This is a genomic window from Nonlabens sp. Asnod3-H03 (assembly GCF_045063665.1).
Taxonomy (GTDB): Bacteria; Bacteroidota; Bacteroidia; order Flavobacteriales; family Flavobacteriaceae; genus Nonlabens; species Nonlabens ulvanivorans.
In genome coordinates this window covers 1544968-1569621 of record NZ_JBEFOD010000008.1, presented here as the reverse complement: position 1 = coordinate 1569621, position 24654 = coordinate 1544968, and the positions used below count along the sequence as shown (strand labels likewise).

Annotated in this window: 19 protein-coding genes; 10 read left to right on the top strand and 9 right to left on the bottom strand. The window is 33.8% G+C overall.

Annotated elements, in window-relative coordinates; all coding sequences use genetic code 11:
- Window positions 1-65 precede the first annotated feature (65 nt).
- Window positions 66-1187 (top strand): TlpA disulfide reductase family protein, encoded by a 1122-nt coding sequence (locus ACJJVI_RS10225; RefSeq protein ID WP_042271915.1) that lies wholly within the window; start codon window positions 66-68, stop codon window positions 1185-1187.
- Here ACJJVI_RS10225 and ACJJVI_RS10220 read toward each other — a convergent pair.
- Window positions 1182-1820, bottom strand: a complete 639-nt coding sequence (locus tag ACJJVI_RS10220) for a rhomboid family intramembrane serine protease (RefSeq protein WP_405351767.1) — start codon at window positions 1818-1820, stop codon at window positions 1182-1184. The two genes, ACJJVI_RS10225 and ACJJVI_RS10220, sit on opposite strands and share 6 nt — an antisense overlap.
- Window positions 1821-1870: 50 nt before the next feature.
- Here ACJJVI_RS10220 and ACJJVI_RS10215 point away from each other — a divergent pair, with 50 nt between their 5' ends.
- Window positions 1871-2785, top strand: a complete 915-nt coding sequence (locus tag ACJJVI_RS10215; protein WP_042271911.1) for a lysophospholipid acyltransferase family protein — start codon at window positions 1871-1873, stop codon at window positions 2783-2785.
- Here ACJJVI_RS10215 and glmM read toward each other — a convergent pair.
- Window positions 2745-4139, bottom strand: a complete 1395-nt coding sequence (glmM, locus tag ACJJVI_RS10210) for a phosphoglucosamine mutase (RefSeq protein WP_405351765.1) — start codon at window positions 4137-4139, stop codon at window positions 2745-2747. The two genes, ACJJVI_RS10215 and glmM, sit on opposite strands and share 41 nt — an antisense overlap.
- A 63-nt stretch (window positions 4140-4202) precedes the next feature.
- Between glmM and ACJJVI_RS10205 the strand changes: the two genes are divergently transcribed.
- Complete coding sequence (locus ACJJVI_RS10205) at window positions 4203-4796, top strand: ACP phosphodiesterase (RefSeq protein ID WP_042271907.1); 594 nt, start codon at window positions 4203-4205, stop codon at window positions 4794-4796.
- A 74-nt stretch (window positions 4797-4870) separates the two neighbouring features.
- Here the strand turns inward: ACJJVI_RS10205 and ACJJVI_RS10200 are convergent, their stop codons facing one another.
- The 7 genes from ACJJVI_RS10200 to ACJJVI_RS10170 form a co-directional block, all read right to left on the bottom strand.
- Window positions 4871-9088, bottom strand: coding sequence for a PQQ-dependent sugar dehydrogenase (locus ACJJVI_RS10200; RefSeq protein WP_405351763.1), 4218 nt, complete (start codon window positions 9086-9088; stop codon window positions 4871-4873).
- A 34-nt stretch (window positions 9089-9122) separates the two neighbouring features.
- Window positions 9123-14858: a LamG-like jellyroll fold domain-containing protein gene (locus tag ACJJVI_RS10195; protein ID WP_405351761.1), complete on the bottom strand. Its 5736-nt coding sequence runs from the start codon at window positions 14856-14858 to the stop codon at window positions 9123-9125.
- Window positions 14859-15114: 256 nt separating this feature from the next.
- On the bottom strand, window positions 15115-15492 hold the full coding sequence (locus tag ACJJVI_RS10190; protein ID WP_397299808.1) for a LysM peptidoglycan-binding domain-containing protein: 378 nt from the start codon (window positions 15490-15492) through the stop codon (window positions 15115-15117).
- Between the two features lie 142 nt (window positions 15493-15634).
- Complete coding sequence (locus tag ACJJVI_RS10185; RefSeq protein WP_042296410.1) at window positions 15635-16378, bottom strand: YebC/PmpR family DNA-binding transcriptional regulator; 744 nt, start codon at window positions 16376-16378, stop codon at window positions 15635-15637.
- Window positions 16379-16454: 76 nt separating this feature from the next.
- A complete protein-coding gene (locus ACJJVI_RS10180; RefSeq protein ID WP_405351758.1) occupies window positions 16455-17387 on the bottom strand; it encodes a hypothetical protein in 933 nt (310 codons plus the stop codon).
- Window positions 17388-17444: 57 nt separating this feature from the next.
- Window positions 17445-17732, bottom strand: a complete 288-nt coding sequence (locus ACJJVI_RS10175; protein ID WP_036585102.1) for a 4a-hydroxytetrahydrobiopterin dehydratase — start codon at window positions 17730-17732, stop codon at window positions 17445-17447.
- Between the two features lie 6 nt (window positions 17733-17738).
- Window positions 17739-17924, bottom strand: coding sequence for a CsbD family protein (locus tag ACJJVI_RS10170; RefSeq protein ID WP_036585100.1), 186 nt, complete (start codon window positions 17922-17924; stop codon window positions 17739-17741).
- A 119-nt stretch (window positions 17925-18043) separates the two neighbouring features.
- On the opposite strand from ACJJVI_RS10170, the gene ACJJVI_RS10165 reads away from it, so the two are divergent.
- The 7 genes from ACJJVI_RS10165 (at window position 18044) to ACJJVI_RS10135 (ending at window position 24647) form a co-directional block, all read left to right on the top strand.
- On the top strand, window positions 18044-18802 hold the full coding sequence (locus tag ACJJVI_RS10165; protein WP_036585097.1) for an outer membrane beta-barrel protein: 759 nt from the start codon (window positions 18044-18046) through the stop codon (window positions 18800-18802).
- A 132-nt stretch (window positions 18803-18934) separates the two neighbouring features.
- Complete coding sequence (locus ACJJVI_RS10160; RefSeq protein WP_405351755.1) at window positions 18935-19453, top strand: cell division inhibitor; 519 nt, start codon at window positions 18935-18937, stop codon at window positions 19451-19453.
- 1 nt (window position 19454) lies between these two features.
- A complete protein-coding gene (locus ACJJVI_RS10155; RefSeq protein WP_405351753.1) occupies window positions 19455-20150 on the top strand; it encodes an SDR family NAD(P)-dependent oxidoreductase in 696 nt (231 codons plus the stop codon).
- A gap of 82 nt (window positions 20151-20232) precedes the next feature.
- The gene (locus ACJJVI_RS10150; protein ID WP_405351752.1) at window positions 20233-21555 is read left to right on the top strand and encodes a cryptochrome/photolyase family protein; all 1323 of its coding nucleotides are present in this window, start codon (window positions 20233-20235) and stop codon (window positions 21553-21555) included.
- A 56-nt stretch (window positions 21556-21611) separates the two neighbouring features.
- Complete coding sequence (locus tag ACJJVI_RS10145; protein WP_405351750.1) at window positions 21612-23105, top strand: deoxyribodipyrimidine photo-lyase/cryptochrome family protein; 1494 nt, start codon at window positions 21612-21614, stop codon at window positions 23103-23105.
- Between the two features lie 71 nt (window positions 23106-23176).
- Window positions 23177-23731, top strand: a complete 555-nt coding sequence (locus ACJJVI_RS10140) for a hypothetical protein (RefSeq protein ID WP_397299830.1) — start codon at window positions 23177-23179, stop codon at window positions 23729-23731.
- Between the two features lie 34 nt (window positions 23732-23765).
- Window positions 23766-24647, top strand: a complete 882-nt coding sequence (locus ACJJVI_RS10135; RefSeq protein ID WP_036585086.1) for a DUF808 domain-containing protein — start codon at window positions 23766-23768, stop codon at window positions 24645-24647.
- Window positions 24648-24654 lie beyond the last annotated feature (7 nt).

Genomic DNA, 24654 nt, shown 5'->3' with positions numbered 1-24654 from the left:
TAGTTTTAGAAAGTTTTAACCTGTTCTATAGCTGTAAAACCACTATTTTTGAAAAAATAATTAGCATGAGATTTCTACTTCCTATTGTCGCACTTTTATTAATAATTTCTTGTAAAACTGAAACTAGTAATGATAACACTCACTTTATTGAAGGTACAGCGCCTGGTGTTTATAATGGAATGAGAGTATACATGAATAAACTGAACAGTACTAATAAACCTATGATTATTGATACTGCGGTAGTTATGAATGAGAAGTTTTATTTTGAACAAGGAGAAAAGAAAGATTTTGCCGAGGTACGTTTCTTATCTATGGAGACTGGTAATGATCGTATGATTTTTATTGAAGGAGATGAACCTTTAAAAATCACATTAAACCAAGACTCGTTATGGGCTAGTTCTGTTACAGGAAGTGAAGAAAATAGAATTCTTTATGACTTTAGAGCTGACCAAGCTACTTATCAAAAAAGAACAAACGAATTTAAAACTGCTCGCGGTAATGCTTACCGATCAGGTGATCAGCAAAAAGGCGATGATGTTACAAAAATATGGATGGATGCTGAAGAAACTTATAAAAACGAGGTGTTTAACATCGTAAAGTCTAATCCTAATAAGTTAGTAAGCAGTATGATAATAGGCGATTTAGTGAATTCTAAATTAATTGATACCGACAAGGCTTTGGAATTATTTAATGTGTTAGAAGGTGACGTAAAGGAAACAGCTATCACTAAGAGTCTAGAGAGTTACCTGACTAAATTTACTACTACAGCCATAGGTGCAAAAGCACCATTATTTGAAGGTAAAACACCAGATGGTGATGTTTTAAAATTAGAAAATGTTTTAGGAAAAGTGACACTTATTGATTTCTGGGCTTCATGGTGTGGACCATGTAGACGTGAAAACCCTAATGTGGTTAGAGCTTATAAAGAATATCACGATAAAGGATTTAATATCATAAGTGTATCTCTAGATCGACAAAATGCTGAAGCAGCATGGAAAGCCGCTATCGAAAAAGATGAAATGGACTGGTACCATATTTCTAGATTAATGCACTGGCAGGACCCTATTGCCAAGCTATATAATGTAAGCAGCATACCTGCTACATTTTTACTAGATGAAAATGGAGTTATTATAGCAAAAGATTTACGAGGTCAAGCTTTACATAACAAACTAGCAGAGCTACTATAATTTGCCCATTTTTTTGAGTATAAATAAGGCTACTATCGGCAATAGCATTAAAACCACGGTAAGCGTTTGTTCAAATATGATATGGTAATTATATAGAATAGTCACAACATAACCGGCTACTGCTCCACCAAAATGGGCATCATGTCCAATATTATCTGATTTATTTTTCATACCATAAATAGAATAAGCTAAATATCCTATTGCAAAAACAAATCCTGGTATTATACCATATATATATATGCCAGGCTCTAACAATATTGCTGAATATATAATTCCCATTACTGCACCACTCGCTCCTATGGCACTATAGTGATATTCATCTTGATGAAAAAGATAACTGAGAACACCACCACCCAATAAGCTGGCAAAATAAACTACTAGAAAACCTATATCACCTAAATCTACAACTACGTAATGTGCAAAGAAATACAAGGTTAACATATTAAATATGAGGTGCTGTAGATCTGCATGTAAAAAACCGCTGGTTAAAAACCTTAACTGTTCACCACGCTGAATTCCTGCAATATTAAATTTGTATTTATCGAAGAAAAAACGGTCTTGAAACCCTTTAAAACTTACTAATGCACATGCTACTATAATCACTATAGTTACTATATCTAATCCTTGATTCATATCATTCTTTTACTACGCAACAAGATAGTATATTTGTCCAAATTTTATTTATGCAAGCGATTGCTTTTTATTTGTTTTATCCACTACTCTGGATCATTTCTAGACTTCCAGCACGATTAACGTATTTATTAAGTGATTTTGCATTTCTGATTGTTTACTATATGATTGGATACCGTAAAAAAGTAATTATTAATAACTTAAAAATTGCTTTTCCTGAAAAATCAGAAATTGAGTTAAAAGAACTATGCCGGAAAACAACGCAGCATTTTTGCGATAGTTTTATTGAGGTTATCATGTCTATGTCTATGAGTCATGATGAGATGTTGAGTAGATTTGAATATACAAATCTTGAATTAATACATCAATTTAGAGATCAAAAAAGGCCGATTATAGTCATGTTTGGGCATCAAGCTAGTTATGAGTGGACAATGTGTATAGATGGTCTAGTCGATTATAAAATCATTGCTGTATACAAACCACTAGCCAATAAGTATTTTAATAAACTAATTGTTGATATAAGACAAAAGTTCAATTCTACTATGATCACTATGCGTGAAGCTAGTAGTAATATCTCTCAAAGTATAAGTAATGGTGATATGGCAATGTATGGCTTAATAGCTGACCAATCACCAGCTAAGTATAGAGCACAACATTTCACAACTTTTTTCGGTAAAACAAGCGCCGTCTTTATGGGTAGCGAAAAGCTTGCTAAGGCTCATGATACAGCTGTAGTATATCTAGCTGTAGAGAAAATTAAAAGAGGTCACTATAAAGCTAATTTCCAAACCATAACGGAAAATGCTGCGCAAACTAAAGATTGGGAAATAACAGATACTTTCTTGGACTTATTAGAAAAACAAATCAGAAAGCAACCAGAGTATTATCTCTGGTCGCATAAAAGATGGAAGGCAACACCAGAAAACATTAAGCGTAAGCCTGTGCTATCGCCTCGAGTTCAGCAATAAAACGATTTGCTAGATCATCAGCTTTAGTTTGGGTTGGTGCTTCTGTATATATTCTAATAATAGGTTCCGTATTTGATTTACGCATGTGAACCCATTCTGTTGGGAAATCTATTTTAACACCATCTATAGTGGTTAACTCTTCATTTACATATTGAGTAGCAATATCTTTCATGATATCATCTACAGGCATGCCTTTAGTTAATTGCACTTTATTCTTACTCATATAATACTCAGGATAACTTGCTCTTAAGGCACTTACTTTCATTTTCTTTTCAGTAAGTAATGATAAGAACATCGCTATACCTACTAAAGCATCACGACCATAATGAGAGTCTGGATAGATAATTCCACCATTACCTTCACCACCGATAACGGCGTTCATTTCCTTCATTTTAGTTACAACATTCACTTCTCCTACTGCTGCAGCATAATATATACCACCATGTGCTTCAGTAATGTCTCTCAGTGCACGAGAAGATGATAAATTAGAAACTGTATTTCCTTTATGATGACCTAAGATATAATCTGCACAAGCGACAAGTGTATATTCCTCACCAAACATTTCTCCTTCTTCAGTCATAAAAGCAAGTCTATCCACATCTGGATCTACAGTTATTCCAAAATCTGCCTTATGCTCTACTACTGCAGCAGCAAGATCACCTAAATGCTCTTTTAAGGGCTCTGGATTATGTGGAAAATGACCTGTAGGATCACAATATAACTCAACTACTTCTACTCCTAATTTCTTTAATAATGCCGGCACAGCAATTCCTCCAGTAGAATTCACACCATCAACAACAACTTTTAAGTTCATTGCTTTTATGGCATCTACCTTAGTTACAGGCATATCTAAAACTAAATCAACATGCCTATCTATATAGTCCGTAACCACTTTTACAGTTCCTAGATCATCAACTTCTACATAATTAAAATCTTCTGCAGCCGCAGTATCTAGAATTTTCTGTCCTTCTACACCATTTAAAAATTCTCCTTTATTGTTTAAGAGTTTAAGGGCATTCCATTGTTTAGGATTATGACTGGCCGTTAAAATAATTCCTCCATCTGCATTTTCTATAGGCACTGCTACTTCTACCGTTGGTGTAGTACTCAAACCTAAATCTATGATGTGGCAGCCCATACCAACTAAAGTATTTTGAACTAAAGCTTGAATCATCGCACCGCTTAAACGAGCGTCTCTTCCTATTACCACTGTTGGATCACTTTTCCCAGAGGCTTCTTTAATCCATTTTGCATAAGCAGATGCAAATTTTACTGCATCTAATGGTGTTAAATTATCACCTGGCTCACCACCAATGGTTCCGCGAATTCCAGAAATAGATTTTATAAGTGTCATAGAAAAAATACTTTACATTTACCACAAAAGTAAGAGTACTCAACGCCATCTACAACTGCAACCATGAATTATCTCGCACATATTTATCTTTCAGGAAATGATACTGAATTACGTATTGGAAACTTTATCGCAGATTCTGTACGTGGTAAAGATTTTACTATGTTTCCAGAACGTGTTGCTCAAGGTATTATTTTACATAGACATATTGATACGTTTACAGACTCACACCCTATAGTTAAGTTAAGTAAAGACCTAATACGCAGTGAGTACGGACATTGGAGCAGCGTCATCGTTGATTTATATTATGATCACTTTCTTGCTGCAAACTGGGCTGATTTCCATAAGGAACCGCTTGATATATATGTTGAACAATTCTATTCTGATTTAAAAGAGAATTATAACATACTTCCAGAAAAGGTTCAGAAGTTTTTACCTTACATGGTAGATCAAAATTGGATTAGCAGCTATGCAACTGTAGATGGGATTTCACGCATCTTTCATCAAATGAATCATCGTACAAAAAACCGGAGTAAAATGAACTTTGCGCCTATAGAGCTTGTTAAATACTATAATGAAATGGAGCGTCACTTTAGAGAGTTTTTTGAGGATCTAGAGTTTCATGTGAAGAAGCAGTTAGTTTACATTGATAATGGATAATACGCTTTCGCGAAAGCGTAAAAAAAAAGCCTTTGTTGTAAAACAGAGGCTTTTTTAATAGAATTTTTTTTTATTTAATCTAGTATAATCTTATGCGATGAAAGTCGATTTGCATCCATAATATTCATAATGTAAGTTCCTTTCTTTAAAGTAATAGGTAAATTGATTTTTAACGTATTACCTATAGAGCTAATCGATTGAGGATCAATTTTAATTTCCTGACCAAGCATGTTTGATAATTTGAAGTTTGCTTCATCTTTTAAACCAGAAATATGAATAGTATGATCATCTGTAGGGTTAGGATATACACTAATTTCATTAACTAAATTGAAGTTATCATTTGATAAGGTTACATTAGAAAATTTAATTTGAAAACGATTTTCATTTACACTTTCAGGTATAGATGAATCTATAGTAAAACTATAAGTTGTGGAACCATTTGACGATAAAGCAGTATATGAATCTAAAAATGAATCATATAAATATGCTGGAGTAATAATTCCCTCTATTGAAATGTTCAAATCATATTGAGACGATCTATAATTAGTTGCAATTAAATCGATATTATCACCATCTTGTATAGATTGTCTATTTTCAATACTTAATAATTGACCAGCATTTTTAATAGATATGTTTTCATCAATGTTAGTGAATTTTAAAGCATCTCGTGAATTAACTAGATTACTAGAAGTAGCATTAACATTAAGGATCACGGCATCTCTTTCTCTAGATCCTTGTGCAAATTCTGTAGATTCAAATAACTGAATTTTTAAACGAGAATTATTGATAGGTACTGAAAAGATATTTAATGCTTGTTGATTTACCTCTTTATTATTTTCTTCAAAAGTCAAGCTTGTTGAACCATTATTTAAAGTGGTTACAAAAAATGCAGAATTAGGTTGAAGATAATTATTAAAACCACTACTAACATTTGAAGTATTATTACTAATATCAACAGTGACATAAGATCCTCTAGTGTTAATAGTAGGATCCCAGAAATAAACAAAATTTGAATTAAGGTTAGTAGAGGCTCCTAGAACCTGACTTAAATCAACAGGTGCTTGATATGGATTACCAACAAAATTAAATTCTCCTGCAATTGAACTTAAATTTGTGATTGTTTCGGCACCTGTCTTTAAACTTCCTGTTGCTCTTAATACAGTGTTAGTTGCAACCGCAGTATTGATGGATAGGTCGGTAGTACGGTCACCTCTGACAAATAATCGATAAGGTGATCCCGCAACAAGAGTCGTTACATCTGTATTTTGAGGAGTTGTCCAAGACTGATTTATATTATCATATCCAAATAAAGAAGGACTACCAGTAGCCGTAATGTCAAAACCATTTGCACCAGTTATTGAACCTGTAATATGAGTTCCAAATGATCCTAAAGTAGATCCGTTTTCTTGCCAATTTTCATAGATACTTCCAGTAGAATTTACAGAAGAAGATATAAATCTGAATGCTCTCTTTGCAGGTATGAAACGCTCTGTTGTGAATAATCCATTTACTATACCAGTTACTTCATCAACAAAGGCTGTTCCATTAATATCACTTTTTAAGGTTATAATATTATTGCTGTTGACGGTTAAATCATCTTCAATACTGAGTAATTCTGTAATGTCTAAATTGAGATTAACCGTGGTTTCATTTTCTATTATAAATACATTAATATTAAAATCATTACCATTAACCTGTTGAGGAACTGTTCCCGACATGATGATACTCGTTCCAAGATCTGTTATCGACCCATCATTATAAAGGTTTTCTGTAATAGTTATTCCTCCATTAGACAAAGCTAAATCTGCTCCACTATCGATAGTAACATTTTTAAACAATGTCATATCTGAAATTAAACCAGATCCATTTTGAATTGTTGCATCCGTAGCTTGATAGCTTGATCCACTTGGATCATAAGGTGTCCAACCGTTATCATAAATAAAATTAATATTTTCTCCCATTCCATCAGTAGTTTCATTATAACTTGTGATGCCTTCTATAATCCATTCTGATGCAATCCAAGTATCACTAGCTTGAGATACTGTAATTTTTCTAATTGCTCGAGAATCATTGTAATCCCAAGCCTGACCATCTCCATTCTGACCTACTACACCATAAATATCGACAATTTGTGATGTTCCAGTATGTAATATATAAGCATCATTACCATTACCATTGATATAACTATAAGCTACAAGATCTGGGTTTGAGGATCCTTCTGCCCTACCAATTGTATAGTATTGACCAGGCTGTAAAATACCTGTTAAACTAACGGAATTGAAATTTGAACCACCGTCGTAAGTTATAGCTAGTTTAAAATCTTCGGACAGTAAATCTACAGGACTACTTCCATAATTAAATATCTCAACGTAGGCGTCATTAACATCTGTGCTTACCACCTCTGATATAATTACAGTTGGCTCTAAAGAAATAGTTGTTGTTGCATTTGCCTCTGGAGCGGCTTGAGTCGTTAGAAAATCAATATCTAATCCAATATTAGCATATGCAGTAATTTGAAAATAGTAAGTTGTATTCTCATCAAGATCATCAAATGAATACGTTTCTAAACCATTATTAACCAATACTAAACCACTACCGTCTGCTATATCTAAATCCTGAGATGGTTGAGTACCATCGATAAAAACAGGAAAATTACCTGATGTAGTACTAATTGCAATAGCATAACCATCTGCAAGATTAGTCCCTATTACATCTGTCCAATTGAGAACTATATCTAGTCCTGCATCAGTAGCAGTAAATCCTGTTACTTGATTAGATGGTTCTGGGAAAACTTGATATTCAAATTTAAATACTGCACCTGGGTTTTGAATCGTTAAAAAAGAACTTCCCGATGGTCCAGAAGTCGATCCACCACTATCCGTGACTGCATAAATAGTATTACCATCAGGTGAAATTGCGATATCTCTATATCTATCTATTGAAGAATGAAATTCTATTAAATCTGTATTTACAGTATTAGTTGCATCAACACCATATCTATAGATAGCTCCTTTTTTCAAGGTAGGCACAAAGATATTTTTTGAAAAAGGGAAGTTTCCGTTATCTTCATAAATATCAATACTAGAAGGTGCAACAGTAGGCCATGATAAAAAACCTCCTTGAGGAACACTAGATACAGTACTACCATATGTCGCAATAGGTCCTTGAAAATCTACTGGTAAGGTAAAATCTGTTTCCTTATGAGTTACAGAACCTGCTGGACACTCGTTGTCATTAGTATTACATCCAGGTGCAGAAGCTTTAATACATTGCTCATATCCCTGATCATCCTGCTCACCTACAATTAGTGGCCATCCATAATTTTTACCTGGTACTATAATATTCACTTCATCATCAACACGATCACCATGTTCTGATTGAAATAAAGTTCCGTTGCTGTCAAAAATGATACCTTGAGCATTTCTATGACCATAAGTATAGATATGACTTCTTACTTTATCAGAGTCTGGACGATTAGTATCTGCATTATCAGGCAAGGGAGAATTTGAGAATGGATTTGCCACAGAGCCATCAGGGACTTCAAATGGATAAAACTTTGGATTATCAGAAGGTATAGATCCATCTAAATTGATTCGAAGTAATTTTCCTTGATAACTACTCCAATCTTGACTGTTAACCTGAGATTGTGTTGGTAAAGCTTGCGCCTGCACAAGTTTACATTTATTTGCAAATTGATTATGTCCTTGATCACCTACAGTATAATAGATTTTTAAGTCAGGACCAATTTTCATTCTTCCAGAATTATGATCATTACTTGCATTTATTCCTTCAATAAGTACAAATCTTGAAGCTGGAATTAAAGTTGAAGTTGCATTATCATACTCAAAACGAGTTATTCTTAATCTACGTGGTTGTCCTGTTGTATCTGTATTATCATAATATGTATAAGCTAGATAGACATAATTATTAACTGTAGTAGTAACATCTGAAAATAAATCCGGATGAATAGCCATTCCCATTAATCCATCTTGACCTGCATCACTATACACCTCATTATGAAGATCTAACATTATAGTTTTTACACCAGTAGTGGGATTTACTCTTACGACTCTTTCTCCGTATAACGTGCCATCATCATTATTATCATTTGTAGCTCTCTCTGTTATCCAAAGCCAAGCATCAGGCCCATAAGAGATTTCATTTGGGTAAGATACTAACTGATTTGTATTAGCTAATTTGGTCACTGTCCAATTCCTACTATTTGTTTCTGGGTTCTGTGCAAACAAAATGGTAGTACAGCATAGTACTATTAAAAAAATAGATTTTTTCATTAGTTATAAATAAATTGATTGGTTAGTAAAATAATTATTGAACAGCTAGTTTTACTGTTCTATTGGAGTCATTAGTGCTAAGAGTTACCAAATAAATACCCGTTGAAATTTGAGGGACTTTAATACCTGATTGCTCGTTAATTAATTCGCTTTCGCGAAAGCTTGAAATTAGTTTTCCTGATAGGTCATAAATTTCTAAACCAGTCAATGATTGATTTAATCCTTGAATTGAAATTATCGAACTATCATTATCATAGTACACTAATAAATCATCAATCTCTTGAGATGAATTAGATAAAGTCGTCGGGTTATAGAATACAATATCAAATCGATCTTCATCAAGACCATCGATACTAAAATAAAAATGATAATCTGATGTTCTTATATCATGGTATACATTTAACTCATTGTCCTTTAACCAAACCTCTTGAGTTAAATCTATATTAGTAAAGTCAGTTGATGTAATTTTATATAAATTACCCGTGATTCCTTTAACTGCGAGATTTACTACTTTATCATCAGTTATATCATTAAATGATTTTATGACAAATTGTTGGCCTTGAGAAGGTACAAAGAAATCAGTTTCATTCAATGTTCCCGTTAAATAAGCATCATAACCATAATCATAGCCATCAGAAAGTCCACTATCAAAACCAATTGCTATTTGACGACTAGCACCAGTATCTGAAATTAACTCAAGACGAATTAATTTAATACTCAAGTCTTGATAACTAGACCTGTCAACAGTAGCCTGATTAGAACCAGGAGCTGCTAAAAATATACTTTCATTTAATGCCTCTTGTTTAAATACCCTTTGAGAATTATTAAACTCAATAGACCCATTATTTGTAATAGTTACAAAAAACGCCTGAGATACTGGTAAGAAGAATGTAGGTAATATAGCTGGACCAGCACCACCATTAAGATACCCTAAACCTGCATATTGCGCTGCTTTAACGGTTGTCATTTTAGTGATTGTAGCATATCCACCTTCATAGTAGGCTAATTGATGATTTGTGCCTCTAAATTGATCCCATAAATAAACAGCTCCATCTATCACACCTGCATTATCATCAATAAATTCTCTTGCATCAAATGCAGATGGGTAAGGATTACCTAATAAAGAAGATGTTATATTTCCACTTATATGAGGTGTTGCAGGAATACTAATTAAACCGTTATTGGGTTTACCTTTAAATAAAAACTCTTGATAGCCTAAAACATTTCCAGTTCCTTTTTGTGACCATCCTTGTCCGGCTGCAATTTGAGTAACTGATGGATCGATTCTACTCCAGTCAGAATATGTAGCACCATTTATGAAAGTATGTAACCATCTTCCACTAATAGTAACAGGAGATGTTACTGGTGGTGTTCCTATATTGATACCCGTAAATTGCACAGGTCCTACATTATCTTCTAAATTAGATAATTGAAAAGAATTATTATTAGTTGTTGAGTTAATCTCACCTACCGGAGAACTCCAATAATTATAGGAATAAACATTTGCTTCTCCTTGCTGCTTTCTAGTAATAAAACCATTACTAGTTACGTCTAAATCACTACTAATAGTTTGGACTAATTGAGCATCACCTTCTAAATCTATATTCCCTTCTAGTAAAACATACCAAGAATTCTCTATATAATTACCATCATTAACATCAATAGACCCTAAAGTTTCAAGCACAATACCAATAGTTGAAATACTATTGTCTAATACGGTTTCATGATTAATTCTTAAAATGGTATAATCATAATTAAAAAGATCACTAGCTTCCCATACTGTATTTTGAACAAACGTATTATTTGATGATAACAGTCCATCTTGAATGGTTACATAAGGAATAGGTGCTGTTTGAAGTACAATTTCCTTTACATTATACATTTTGATGTCCATATTATTGGTAACATCGTAAACAATATCACCTTCAATACGAGTGAAATCATAATAAATTGCTAATTCATTCCACAATATGCTAGTATCCTTAGGTAACACTACTCCTGTCACATAAGAACCATTTGCCTCAATCTCTTGATACATAATTCTTCTCAAGTCATTGATATCTTGTGCACTATTAAAAACACGTATTTCATCCAGATATCCTCGATAGTAATTAGAACTACCTGCTATAGAAGAATTTCCAACCGTAAATGAGTTACCAGATAAGGATGATAATGGTAAACCTGTTGTACCTATTACTCCTTCTTCTACTCCATTGATATAGAGTGTCATATTTACTGAATCATAACTTGCCGCTATATGCATCCATTTAACGTCTGAAATAGTATTAGTTGATGTGATAGAGAAATTACTTCCTCCACTATCTACTGCGCTTAATATAACATTTCCAGAAGGGTTTAATACAATGTTAAAGTTGTCCTCTCCCATTATGACAGCATCAGAAGCTGTATGATCTGCTAAAACCCAAACCATCATTGATGAACTATTTAATCCAGCTGTTACGGGTACAGCAGTTTGTAAGTAATCGTTACGTCCGTCAAAATATATAGATAAGTCATCATCAAGATCTATAGGTGCTCCATAAATTCCAGTATCAAAATCATTATTACCATCATTAATACCATCCCTATCTACATCGCCTGTATCATCAACTCTTCCATCATTATCCAAATCTTGATCAGCATAGTAAGAGTTATCTATATCACTTCCGTCAGATAAATCATTAGTTGCATCGTCACTATCAATATCTAAATAATCTGGAATACCATCATTATCTGTATCTAGAGGTAAAACAAAAGATGATGTTCCGTGATCAATATCATCTGTATCATCATCATTATTATCAATACCTGATAGTAAACCATCTCCATCAAATTGATCATCAGATATTCCAGTTGTGTTATCAATTCCTTCTCCTATACCATCACCATTTACATCTAGATCTCCTAAACCATCGTATTCTAATACATCAAAAATACCATCGTTGTCACTATCTAAATCTAAATAGTCAGGTACAGAATCACCATCACTGTCATCAGGACTATAAGTATCATAGGCGTCATGTAGCCCATCATTATTAAGGTCTACCCAAGTAGCATCGCCAAAAGTGGTACCATCTAAATTAGTGTCAACGGTAGATAGGGCCATTGGTTGTCCTATCTCGTAAATATTTGGAATACCATCATTATCATTATCTAAGTCAATAACATCAGCAACTCCATCACCATCTAAATCACATAAAGTTTGGGTGATTTTAATATCGTCTAGTGCTAAATCATTACCTAAACCACCTGGCGAGTTATTAACCATTTGAATAATAAAATCACTATCTGCTAATGTGATAGTTGTATTAAATTGAATCCATTGTGATAAAGACCCACAACCATTATGAGAACCATCTGTACATCGCTCTACGTCACCAGGATTATAAGTAGCAAGTAATGCTGATTTATCAGAATTGAAAAAATTAACTGTTACATTAGGTAGAATTCGCGGTAATTCACCTGCTGAAAAGTCAGAGTCCTGTCTATCTATGTTCAATGCCCAAAACTCATAGAATATCGGTGCACCTGGAACCGTTCCTACTATTTCTGTTTCATAAAAAACTCCTGGATCCACATCGGCATTAAAAATAGCCATTCTTCCATTCACATCTCCAGTAGTATGATCTTCACCATAATACCATACACCTTCTGCCCAATTAGAAACATCAGGATTTGATGGACCGATGTCAGTCACTCCATTGTTATCACTAATTGAGTAATGAACTGTATAGTTACCATCACCAAGATTCACTTCTGTATCACATTCATCTGGACCTTGTACAATAGTACCATCTTCATAACAATAATCAGTTGTTACACCAGGTGTGGAACCGTCAATAGTAACTCTGTTCAAACCTGCACCAAAAGTCTCATTCAAAAATATAACATCTGCTGTAGTACTTAACGGACTCATTAAACAGGCATTTTGTTCATCTATATCTCTTATACCATCATTATCATCATCAACATCTACATTATCCGGCACACCATCACCATCACTATCTGGATAGATTTGAGCTCCTTCACCTTGGATTGCAAAAACAAAAGGGTTTTCATTAGCATCATCACTCGCAATCTCTATAGTTGCATTGTGTTGCCCTACAGTTCTAGGTGTATATCTTACTTGAAAAGTTGTTGATGCACCTGAACTAATAATTGTACCAGGAGCTGGCGTATTTAATAATGTGAAGGAACTATGGGATCCTATACCAAAGTTAACCGGTCCTATCAATCCTAAGGTTAAATCAGTAGAACCGTTATTTGTAATCACAAAAGTATGATCATCTTCTCCTATATTGCTATCAACTACACCAAAGTTGGTCCCATCTGCAAGCGATGTAGTAGTACTATTATGAGAGATTGCTACAGCATTTCCTGACAACGAGATATTAGCACCAGCGATAGGCAAAATATCTATTACATAATCTTCAAATTCTTCTGAATTCCCTGAATCATTTCCACAAGACTGAACACTAGCCCAATATCTTCTACTACCTATTCTTAATACTCTTCTACCGGTAGTTGCAGATGTAGGTATAGTAATGGTTCTAACAACATATGGTACTGCTTCAGTTCCACCAGTTCCATTGGTAGCATAAATATTATCACCGACATCATTAAAACTTCCATTATTATTGTAGTCAATATAGGCTGCCCAACCAGAATTATTACTTCCAGTATTAGAAACTTCTAAATCTATAGTATAAGAGTTACCTGGTATCATGTCAGCTGGTGGAACAGAAATATAATTACCGTAACCACCATCATCACCAGAACTATTATCAATATTTTGCGATTCCCCTGAAACTTGAACTCTAGTTATATAATGTACCTCATTACCCGTTCTCTCATTAGAATTGGAAGTTGGTACACAGGCACCAGAATTAACATAAACATTTACTATCGCCGTATCACAATCTCCTAATGCGTCACATATTGTATAAGTAAATGAGTCACCGCCTATGAAATTCATTGCAGGTATATATTCAAATACACCATCTGTTAATTCAGTCACTGTTCCACCGTTTACAGTAGTCAAAGGAAGAGCGCCGGTAGAAATAGAATAATCGTCTATATCTCCACCATCTGTTCCGATTATATCATTCGTACTCACATCAACTTGTCCAACACCTCCTGTTGCTACCGATAAGTTATCATCGGAAGCGATAGGATCGTCCCCAACAGGTACAGTTATAGTATAATCCTCAGCTTCTCCGTTAGCCCAGCTAAGATTTGGGCAAGCGCTATTTATGTTACTGTAACGAACAGCCAAAATCCTTAGTCTATAATCACCAGGAGATAACGTAGGCATTGTAAATGAAAGTGTTTGAACTACGTTTGTATTTTGATTTGCATCATCTAATAAAGTTTCAAATACAGTATTTCCTGAAACATCATCTAACCATAATCCATATCCAAAATTTTCATTAACATTTTGGCGGACTACTTCTATTTCTACCACATAGTCTAAGCCACCAATAAAATTACCACTTATAGAAGTGTAATCAGAATTACCATTGGCTCCAGTAGGTGCTCCAGTATTTGTATTTGTTATTACTATATTATTGGTAAGGACATCTTTTATAATTACATCGTTAATGTAATGGGTTGAATTACTATTATTAAAATTAGCTGAGCAAGGTGTCTGTGAATAGCATAAATAACTAAAAAACATAAACCCAACTAAAGTCAGGAGCATTTTAATCTCTACTCTATTTAATTTTGAGAACAATGTAGGAAATAATATAGGCGAGTAATAGTTTCTCATAACATTCAACTAATAATTACTTTACGAATTTATTCGGTAGTAAGCAAATAATTAACAAGTTAATGTTATCAATAACATTTATCGATATAATACATTTTAAAAAGGTAAAATACATTGTTTGCATTAACAAATGTGTATTTCCTCGATAAATAATGTATTAACATCTTAACATTTTATTAAAAACAAAAAAAAATCTGTAAATTAATACAGATTTTTTAAATTAATATTTCTAGAAGTTTAATACCTTCAGAAAACTCTATAAATTAGGAATTACTAATTCTTGTCCTGGATGTATCACATCTGGGTTAGAAAGTACGCCAGTATTTGCAGCAAATATTTGCTTATACTTCATTGGGTCTTTGAAATAGTGCTTTGCAATAAGGCTTAATGACTCACCGCTTTTGACAGTGTGACGTGCATAAACAGATGCATCTTCAACCTTAATGTCTGCCATTAAATCACTAGGATTTTCTCCACCTACCTTTTTAATTTCGTCCCATAATTGATCTTTGTCATAAGGAGTCGCCGCTGTACCTCTTATTTCAAGACGCTCTCCATTTACTTGAACATCACCATCTTTAATTGCTAATTTCTCTCCTAAGTCAAGAACGCTTTGATATTTTGCTTTTACCATTTTAGTTGTTTTAATTAATATGTTTAAAGTTAAGAATGATTTGTGATAAAAAAGATAATCAGAAATGAAAACTTTTTCATTCGATGAAATGTACGATTATTTCTTTAAAATACGCTTTCGCGAAAGCGTAACTTAAAATTAATTATTCTTCATCCTGCATGGTCGTGTATACATTATTCACGTCGTCGTCTTCATCCAGTTTTTCAAGAAGTTTCTCTACGTCCTCGCGCTGTTCTGCAGTGACTTCTTTTTGCATAGTCGGTATATATTCAAATCCGGAACTAAGTATCTCGTGTCCTAACTCTTCAATACCTTTCTGTAAAGCTCCATAATTTTGGAATTCTGCATAAATCATTATTCCATCTACTGAGTTATCATCTTCTTCATCTTTCTCGTCTAGAAATAATTCTTCAGCGCCAAAATCAATCAACTCTAACTCTAATTCTTCTAAATCCACATTACCAGCCGGGATTCTAAAATGACATTTATGATCAAACATAAATTCGACAGAACCCGACGTACTTAAATTCCCGTCACATTTAGTAAAGTAACTGCGCACATTTGCAACGGTTCTATTATTATTATCTGTAGAAGTCTCTACAAGAATCGCTATTCCATGAGGTGCATAACCTTCAAAAAGAACAGTTTCATAGTTTGCTGTGTCCTTATCTGTAGCTTTCTTAATTGCTCGTTCAACATTTGCCTTAGGCATGTTAACGGCTTTTGCATTTTGTATTACCGCACGTAACTTTGCATTGGATTCTGGATCTGGTCCGCCTTCTTTTACTGCGATAACGATATCCTTACCTATTCTAGTAAATGCTTTAGACATAGCGCTCCATCTTTTCATCTTGCGCGCCTTGCGGAATTCAAATGCTCTTCCCATTTAATGTTTTGTTATTTGTTAAAGTTCAAATTTAAGATTCTGTGACTATCCTTGCAAGTACATTGATATTCTTATATTATTCTAACTCTGATAATAATATTTTTAAATATTGACTCGTACCATATGACCATATAGTATATGCTTTTTTTCTGTTTATATTAAACCAGGTTTTTGATTGATTAAATGCGTCTGTTTTTTGTAAAATATCTGTTCTATCATTATTAGCAGCTGCTGTTAGATAAACGGTAATGGGTGATGTTTTCTCAAAAAAGGTATGGCTATACAATTTTGTAAAATCATTATAAACACTTTGCAAGCTAGCAATATCAATAGATTCTGATAATTCTATTGCTTTATTATTATTAACTTCAATGGTGTTTTTAAGTTCTATCAGTCTATTATTAAATTGTTGTGGTGTTAACTGGGATATATCTTGCCATAGAAAGGCCTCGGCGTTTTTAATTTGCAGCACCAACATATTCATCTCATTATAATAATCATATATCTTAATGGTTGCAGCCATTTTTTGAGCTAGTTCATTATCATTTTCTGAGATAATTAAATTATGCCTTAACCCATAATTTACAACTGCTCTATCATAATCTTTACGCAACTGATACATAGCATTTCTTATCTTTCTAAATATGGTACTCTTATCTACTAATGGCTCTTTAGAACTGTCTAACTTAAGGAGTTGTACATAATCTTCCTTCACAATAGCTAGATTACCATTCAAATATTTTACAGCAGCCTGTTGAAAATCTGTATCAAATGGGCGATCTTTTTCAATATTGCGTATAGCTCTTTTTAATACATTTTCTAAAACCTTACGTTGCCCATTGCGTTTTTGTAAATTAGGTTCTTGAGAATACCTGTACATATAGTTCCACGTTTGCTCAATAACTTGTTCGTGATTTTTATCTACAAATTCTAGATAAGTCTTCGGTGAATTGTAGCGCTGTGCCTGAACATTTATTCCTATTAATATAAAAAATATAAAATATCGCATAAAAAAATAGCTGCCCTTTAATGGGACAGCTACAATATTACAAAATGAATGCCGTAATTACTCGTCACCAACGATATGCTCTATAGCAGCAGCCAGTTTGAAGTCGTTTTCTGTTAGGCCGTTTACGTCATGAGTACTTAGAGTAATCTCTAACGTGTTGTAAACATTATGCCAGTCTGGATGGTGCTCCATTTTCTCGGCTATTAATGCGATGCGTGTCATTACAGAAAATGCATCCATAAAATTATCAAATTCAAAGGTTGTATGAATGGCATCATCATAATAATCCCAACCTTCAATATTTTCTAAATGCTTGTATATCTGATCTTCAGTTAATTTTTCCATTGTTTTTTATTTATCGTCAAAGGTATTTTTAATTTTTCTTTTAGCCTCACCTAGACCTTCTTTAATTTCACCTTTTACTTGATCAGTTTTACCTTCTGCTTCAGTAGATTTATCGTCAGTTAATTTCCCAAATTCCTCTTTAGCTTTTCCTTTCGCCTGATCCCATTTTCCTTCTAATTCTTTATCGCTCATAGTATTTGTTTTTTGAATGAGTTTAAATTTACTTATGATAGCTTAAAATGTGACACAATAAAATCTTAATCCTTCATTAAAGTATTCCCAATACAAGTAGGAACTCCTATATTTAACCCATGAAAAAAATCGCTCTACTCCTATCGTTAATAAGCACCATTGCTTTTTCACAAGATGACCTCAAACAGGTAAAGCCAGAAACAGCTGTACATTTAAGAGAAATCCCGAGACATAACTTATCACTCGCCTTTGGTGTCGCACAACCATCTGGAGATTTTAGTGACATTGCTAGATCAGGTCTTAATGTAGGTCTTGAGTATACTTACTACACAAATAAATATTTAGGACTTAGTGCTGGTTTAAGACATCAATACAACGAGTTTGGATATCTAGACACAGATACTAATCCTGAAAATAATATTAGCTCAAACAATTATACCACTACCAGCATTTCTATAGGACCCAGTTTTAGTTACACTAGAAATAGATTTCAACTAGATGTGATGTTAAAGGGTGGAATAGCTTTTTACAATAATCCAGATAACGTTGTATCTAATAATGAATTGCAGGATGCACCAACAACCATATTATATCAATCTGATGCTGCAAACTCAAAATCTGCAAGTGCTTATCTTGAAGGTGGATTAAGATTTAACTATTATTTCCGTAGATCTGTACAACTATTCTTCTCTCCACAATACAATACTACCTTAGGTAATCCTATAGGTTATAATTATATAGATGAGAATAGCACGACATTTATACCAGAAGAAGTACGCACGATTAATGCTTCTAATTTCACTTTAAATTTTGGTATTAAAATAGCTTTATCACCAGAATATACAAGTGGTGAGGACCGCTACGACGGTGATGAGTAGATTTTAATCTATTATTAAATTAAAGGAGCATTCCCTACTTTTTCATAGTATAAAGTAGGGAATGTATATTTTAACAAACTCTTACTAAAACACATTTGTTTAATGTTTAACTTTATAACCTAAACAAAACAAGTGAAACTATATCAATTCTCATCACAGCAAAAGTTACCAATTTCCATAGATGAGGCATGGAAATTCTTAACGGATGCAAATAACCTTAAATTATTAACACCGCCAGAACTGGAGATGAAAGTCCAGTATGGTACAGAAAGAGGCATGTATCCAGGTCAGTTAATAGAGTATTCGGTAAAACCATTACCTCTCTATCGTACAAATTGGGTGACACATATCACACAAGTAAAAGAAAGAGATTTTTTTGTAGATGAGCAAATGTATGGACCATACGCAACATGGCATCACAAACACTTCATTAGTGAAATACCTGGAGGAACTTTAATGGAAGATTTAATTCACTATCGCTTACCATTAGGTTTCATAGGCAAGATAGGTGCACCATTTGTTAAGAAGCAATTAGATGAAATATTCCGCTTTCGCGAAAGCGCACTAATTAAGCATTTTGGTGAATATAAAGAAAATGCTCACATACAAAACGATTTACAAGAAACACAAAAACACGAAATACTAAACTAAAATGTCTAAAAATATATTACTTATAGGTGGAAGCCACGGAATAGGAAACGCTATCGTGCAACATATGCATAGTGATAATAATTTATTTGTCGCGTCTAGGGAAAATGAAAATTTACCTGATGGTGTTACTCACATAAGTTTTGATGCATTAACAGATGAATTGGATACAAGCTCTTTACCAGAATCTTTAGACGGTTTTGTATACTGTCCTGGAAGCATTAATTTAAAACCTTTTAAGATGCTTAAACAACAGCATTTTGAAGATGATATGAATATTAATTTCTTTTCAATGCTTAAGGTAACACGAGCAGTTTTACCTTTATTAACTAAAGAAGGAACTAGTAGTATGGTCTATTTTTCAACTGTTGCGGTAGGTACAGGAATGCCATTTCATACTAGTGTTGCAGCTGCTAAAGGTGCAATTGAAGGTTTTGCAAAGGCACTTGCTGCAGAGTATGCACCAACTATACGTGTTAATGTGATCGCCCCATCGTTAGTAGACACACCACTTGCTGGTAGATTGCTTAACAATGATGCCAAGAAAGAAAAAATGGGAGAAATGCATCCTTTAAAACGTGTAGGTACACCAGATGATATCGCTAGTGTTGCAGCATTCTTACTAGAGCAAAACGCAGGTTGGATTACTGGACAGGTTATAGGAGTTGATGGTGGAAAAGGCACCTTGAATCTGGGATAAATAATAATAGAATTTAGCACAAAGCTATGAAGTAGTAATTTCTTTAAATCAGTTCTATCAAGCTACAAACTAACCTAACAAAATGAGTGAAAAAGTAAATATTTTTTGGTTCCGCAGGGATTTAAGATTGGATGATAATGTAGGTTTTCTAGAGGCTCTTAAAAGCGACTTACCCGTCTTACCTATTTTTATTTTTGATAAAGAGATTCTAGATCACTTACCAGAAGATGATGCTCGTGTCACTTTTATATATGAAGAATTGCAACGCATGCGTAGCAATCTTCAAGAAAATCATGATAGTTCACTAGCTATGTTTTATGGGAAACCGTTAAGTATATGGCAAGAGATTATAGATAATTATGAAGTTAATGCTGTCTTTACCAATAGAGATTATGAGCCCTATGCACAAGAAAGAGACCTAAAATTAACCTCTTTCTTTAATGACCAAAAAATAGAATTCTTTACTTTTAAGGATCAAGTTATCTATGAAAAAGATGACATCGTAAAAAGCGATGGCGATCCCTATGTGGTTTATACACCTTATAAAAATAAATGGCTAGAGAATTTCCGCAATGATTTTGGTAAAGCTGATAATCTTACCATTCATTATACTAGCGAGTATTTGGATAATTGTATTAAAAATAGTCGATTACCCAACTTAGATTTATCTGATATGGGATTTAAAAAATCAGATATTGAGATTCCTGATTATAATGTAAAGCCTACACTCATAGAGGATTATGAGAAGACAAGAAATTTCCCTGCTTTAGAAAATGGTACATCGCGTTTAGGCGTGTATTTAAGATTTGGTGTCGTTAGCATCCGTAAAATGATGAAAAAGGCAGATTTGGCAAGTGAAAAAACTTTTATGAGCGAGCTCATTTGGCGTGAGTTTTTTATGACTATACTGTATCATTTTCCTCATACAGTAGATAACGCCTTTAGGTCAAAATATGATCGTATAGAGTGGAGAAATAATGAGGCCGAATTTGAGAAGTGGAAAAATGGACAAACAGGATATGCCATCGTTGATGCTGGTATGCGCCAATTAAATACTACTGGCTATATGCATAACCGAGTGCGTATGCTAGTTGCCAGTTTTTTATGCAAACATTTATTAATAGATTGGCGTTGGGGCGAGCGTTATTTTGCAGAGAAGCTTCTGGACTTTGACCTTTCTGCAAACGTTGGTAACTGGCAATGGGCTGCTGGTAGCGGTGTAGATGCGGCTCCATATTTTAGGATATTTAATCCTATCACTCAGAAAGATAAATTTGATAAGAATTATAAATATATCAAGCAATGGGTTCCAGAGTTTGATACAGATAATTATGTAGAGAAAATGGTAGATCATAAAGAGGCACGTGAACGATGCCTAAAAACCTATAAAGAAGCTGTGGCTTAAGACTGTAGATCAGATACAATCACAACCGCTAGGCTAAACATCATTCATTTGTCAATTTGAAACAATCCATTAATATAGTTTGGTTTAAAAGAGATTTAAGAATTCTAGATCACGAGCCTTTATTAAAGGCAATGCAATCTGGACTGCCTACACTCCTACTCTATATTTTTGAACCTATGCTGCTTAAAGATTGCCATTACAGCAAGAGACACTTTGATTTTATAAAGCAATCGTTAGAAAACATGAACGATAAGCTAGCATCTTTAGATACTAAAGTATTAACCATAGAGTCTGAAGCACTCACTGCTTTCAAAATATTAGAGCAACAGTACCAAATCAAAAATGTATATTCCTATCAAGAAACAGGATTACTAAAGACCTTTAAAAGAGATCTTGCAATTGCTGGATATTTTAAGAAAGTTAGTATTCATTGGGAAGAAAGCATTTCTAATGGTGTGGTACGAGGAATAAAAAACAGAACCAACTGGAAAGAACAATGGATTCAATTTATAAATGCAGACTTACAACATCCAGACTTTGATAAAGCGATTGTCATTAAAACCAAAACCATAACTCAACTTGAAGAACACTTCAACACTACCGATTTAACCACTTCAAAAACTACTCATTTTCAACCTGGAGGAACCACCACAGGCTTAAAATACTTTGATAGTTTTCTTACGGAGCGCATTACCGGATACAATCACCATTATTCAAAACCACTGACCAGCAGATTGCATAGCAGTAGGTTATCACCATACATCGCATGGGGCAATATAAGTGTGCGCATGGTTGCTCAAAAGGCTAGTGCTGCAAAACAATATGTAAAAGATAAAAGAACACTCAATTCCTTTCTATCAAGACTAAGATGGCAAGCTCATTTTATTGAAAAATTTGAAATGGAGCATGAAATGGAATGGCAGAGCGTTCATATGGCATATCGTGATATAAAAAAACCTATCAATAAAGAGTTTCAGCAAGCCTGGCGTGTAGGTAGAACAGGTTATCCTCTTGTTGATGCCGCCATGCGTTGTTTAAATACTACGGGATTTATCAACTTCAGGTTACGGGCGATGCTCACTGGATTTTTCACCCATCATTTATGGCAACCATGGCAAGATGCTAGCAATCATCTAGCGTCTCAATTCTTAGATTTTGAGCCTGGTATTCATTATCTGCAATTGCAAATGCAGGCTGGTGAAACCGGAATCAATATAGTACGCGTTTATAATCCTGTAAAAAATAGTCTCGAGCATGACCCAAAAGGCATTTTTATTAAAAAATGGGTTCCAGAACTAGCTCATCTACCATTACGATTTATTCACGAGCCATGGAAAATGACAATGATGGATGAACAGTTTTCTAACTTTAAACTTGGGATTGATTATCCAGTAAGGTTGGTGGAAAATACGCTTTCGCGAAAGCGTGCTCAAGATATTCTCTATGGAATACAGAAAGACCTTAAAAGTAAAGCCGAATCAAAACGTATTATCTCAAAACATACTAATCCTAATCGTGAAATATGGCCAGGTGGTCATGAATTGAAGTAAATAATTCTCAGGTTTCCATTATGCTTATTAAAATTTTTATAACTTGATAAACATTAATACAGTAAACCTTAATGGAACAAATCAACATCATATTTTTTGCTATTCTATCTTTTTTTAACGTTGAAAATGGACGCATTGCAGCGACCAAAACAACAGTCACTGTAGATACATCTCGTAAAACGGTGCTGATTGAACAAGAAAACTTATTCTCTATTATTAAAAATGAATCGGAAGATAATGTCGTTGTAGATCAATGGAATCACTTCATAACTATGATGGATAATGATATTATATGGTCTGAGGATCTGAAATCTTTCACTGATAAGAAAGTTATAGTTGATACTGTTGAAGAAGGTATTCTACCTAAAATAACTTTAAGCTACAGCCATACTGATGATTTACGTGATTTGGGAATTTGGTTTAATGAATTGAAAAATGATTACTCTATTAATAATGTACCTGTTCAAAACTTAAAGACTAGCGATGGAGTATTACATGGTAATTATTGGGTATTTGAAGGTGACCAAGTGTTCTCATTTACTTTAGAACCTTTTTTAGACTTACCAGAAGGATATCAATCTTTTGTAAAACCACTAGAAGAAATATTATCAGAAGCCAAAAAGTAATTATATTTTCGTTGTTTAAAAATTAGGAATAGATATGGCTTCAGGATTTTTTGCATTACTAGATGATATTGCAGTACTTATGGATGACGTAGCAGCGATGAGTAAAATTGCTACTAAGAAAACTGCTGGTATTCTAGGTGATGATCTTGCGGTAAATGCAGAGAAAGCGTCTGGATTTGTGTCTTCACGAGAGATTCCTGTTTTATGGGCTATTACTAAAGGCTCCTTTATCAATAAACTTATCATCTTACCTCTAGCCTTTCTATTGAGTGCCTTCTTGCCTATCGCGGTCACCATTATATTAATACTAGGTGCGATATACCTTGCATATGAAGGTGCAGAAAAGATTTATGAATATGCTTTTCCACATGAACATCCCAAAGCTCATTTAGAGTCTAAAGAATATACTGAAGAAGAAATATTGACCTTTGAAAAAGAGAAAATAAAATCTGCAATTTTTACTGATTTTATATTATCTGTAGAGATTGTTATCATCGCTTTAGGAACTGTTTTAGGAGAAGATATTACAACTCAAATTATGGTTGTATCGTTTGTTGCTATTGTTGCTACCATCGGAGTTTATGGAATAGTTGCGTTAATTGTAAGAATGGATGATCTAGGTTATCGTTTAATTAAAGCTAGTAAGAGTGAAAAAAGTTTTACTAAAACAATAGGTCAACTATTAGTAAAAGCCTTACCACTTATTATTAAAGGATTAGCTATTGTGGGAACTATCGCATTGTTACTAGTGGCTGGTGGTATATTTCTTCATAATATCGAGTACTTACACGATTTATTACACGGTTTACCTTCTATTGTTGCTGAGTTTTTAGTAGGTCTAGCGGTAGGTATTGTCACTCTTGTTATTATTAAGGCCTTTAAAAAAGTATTTTTAAGCAAGAAATCAGTTTCATAAAAGAAAG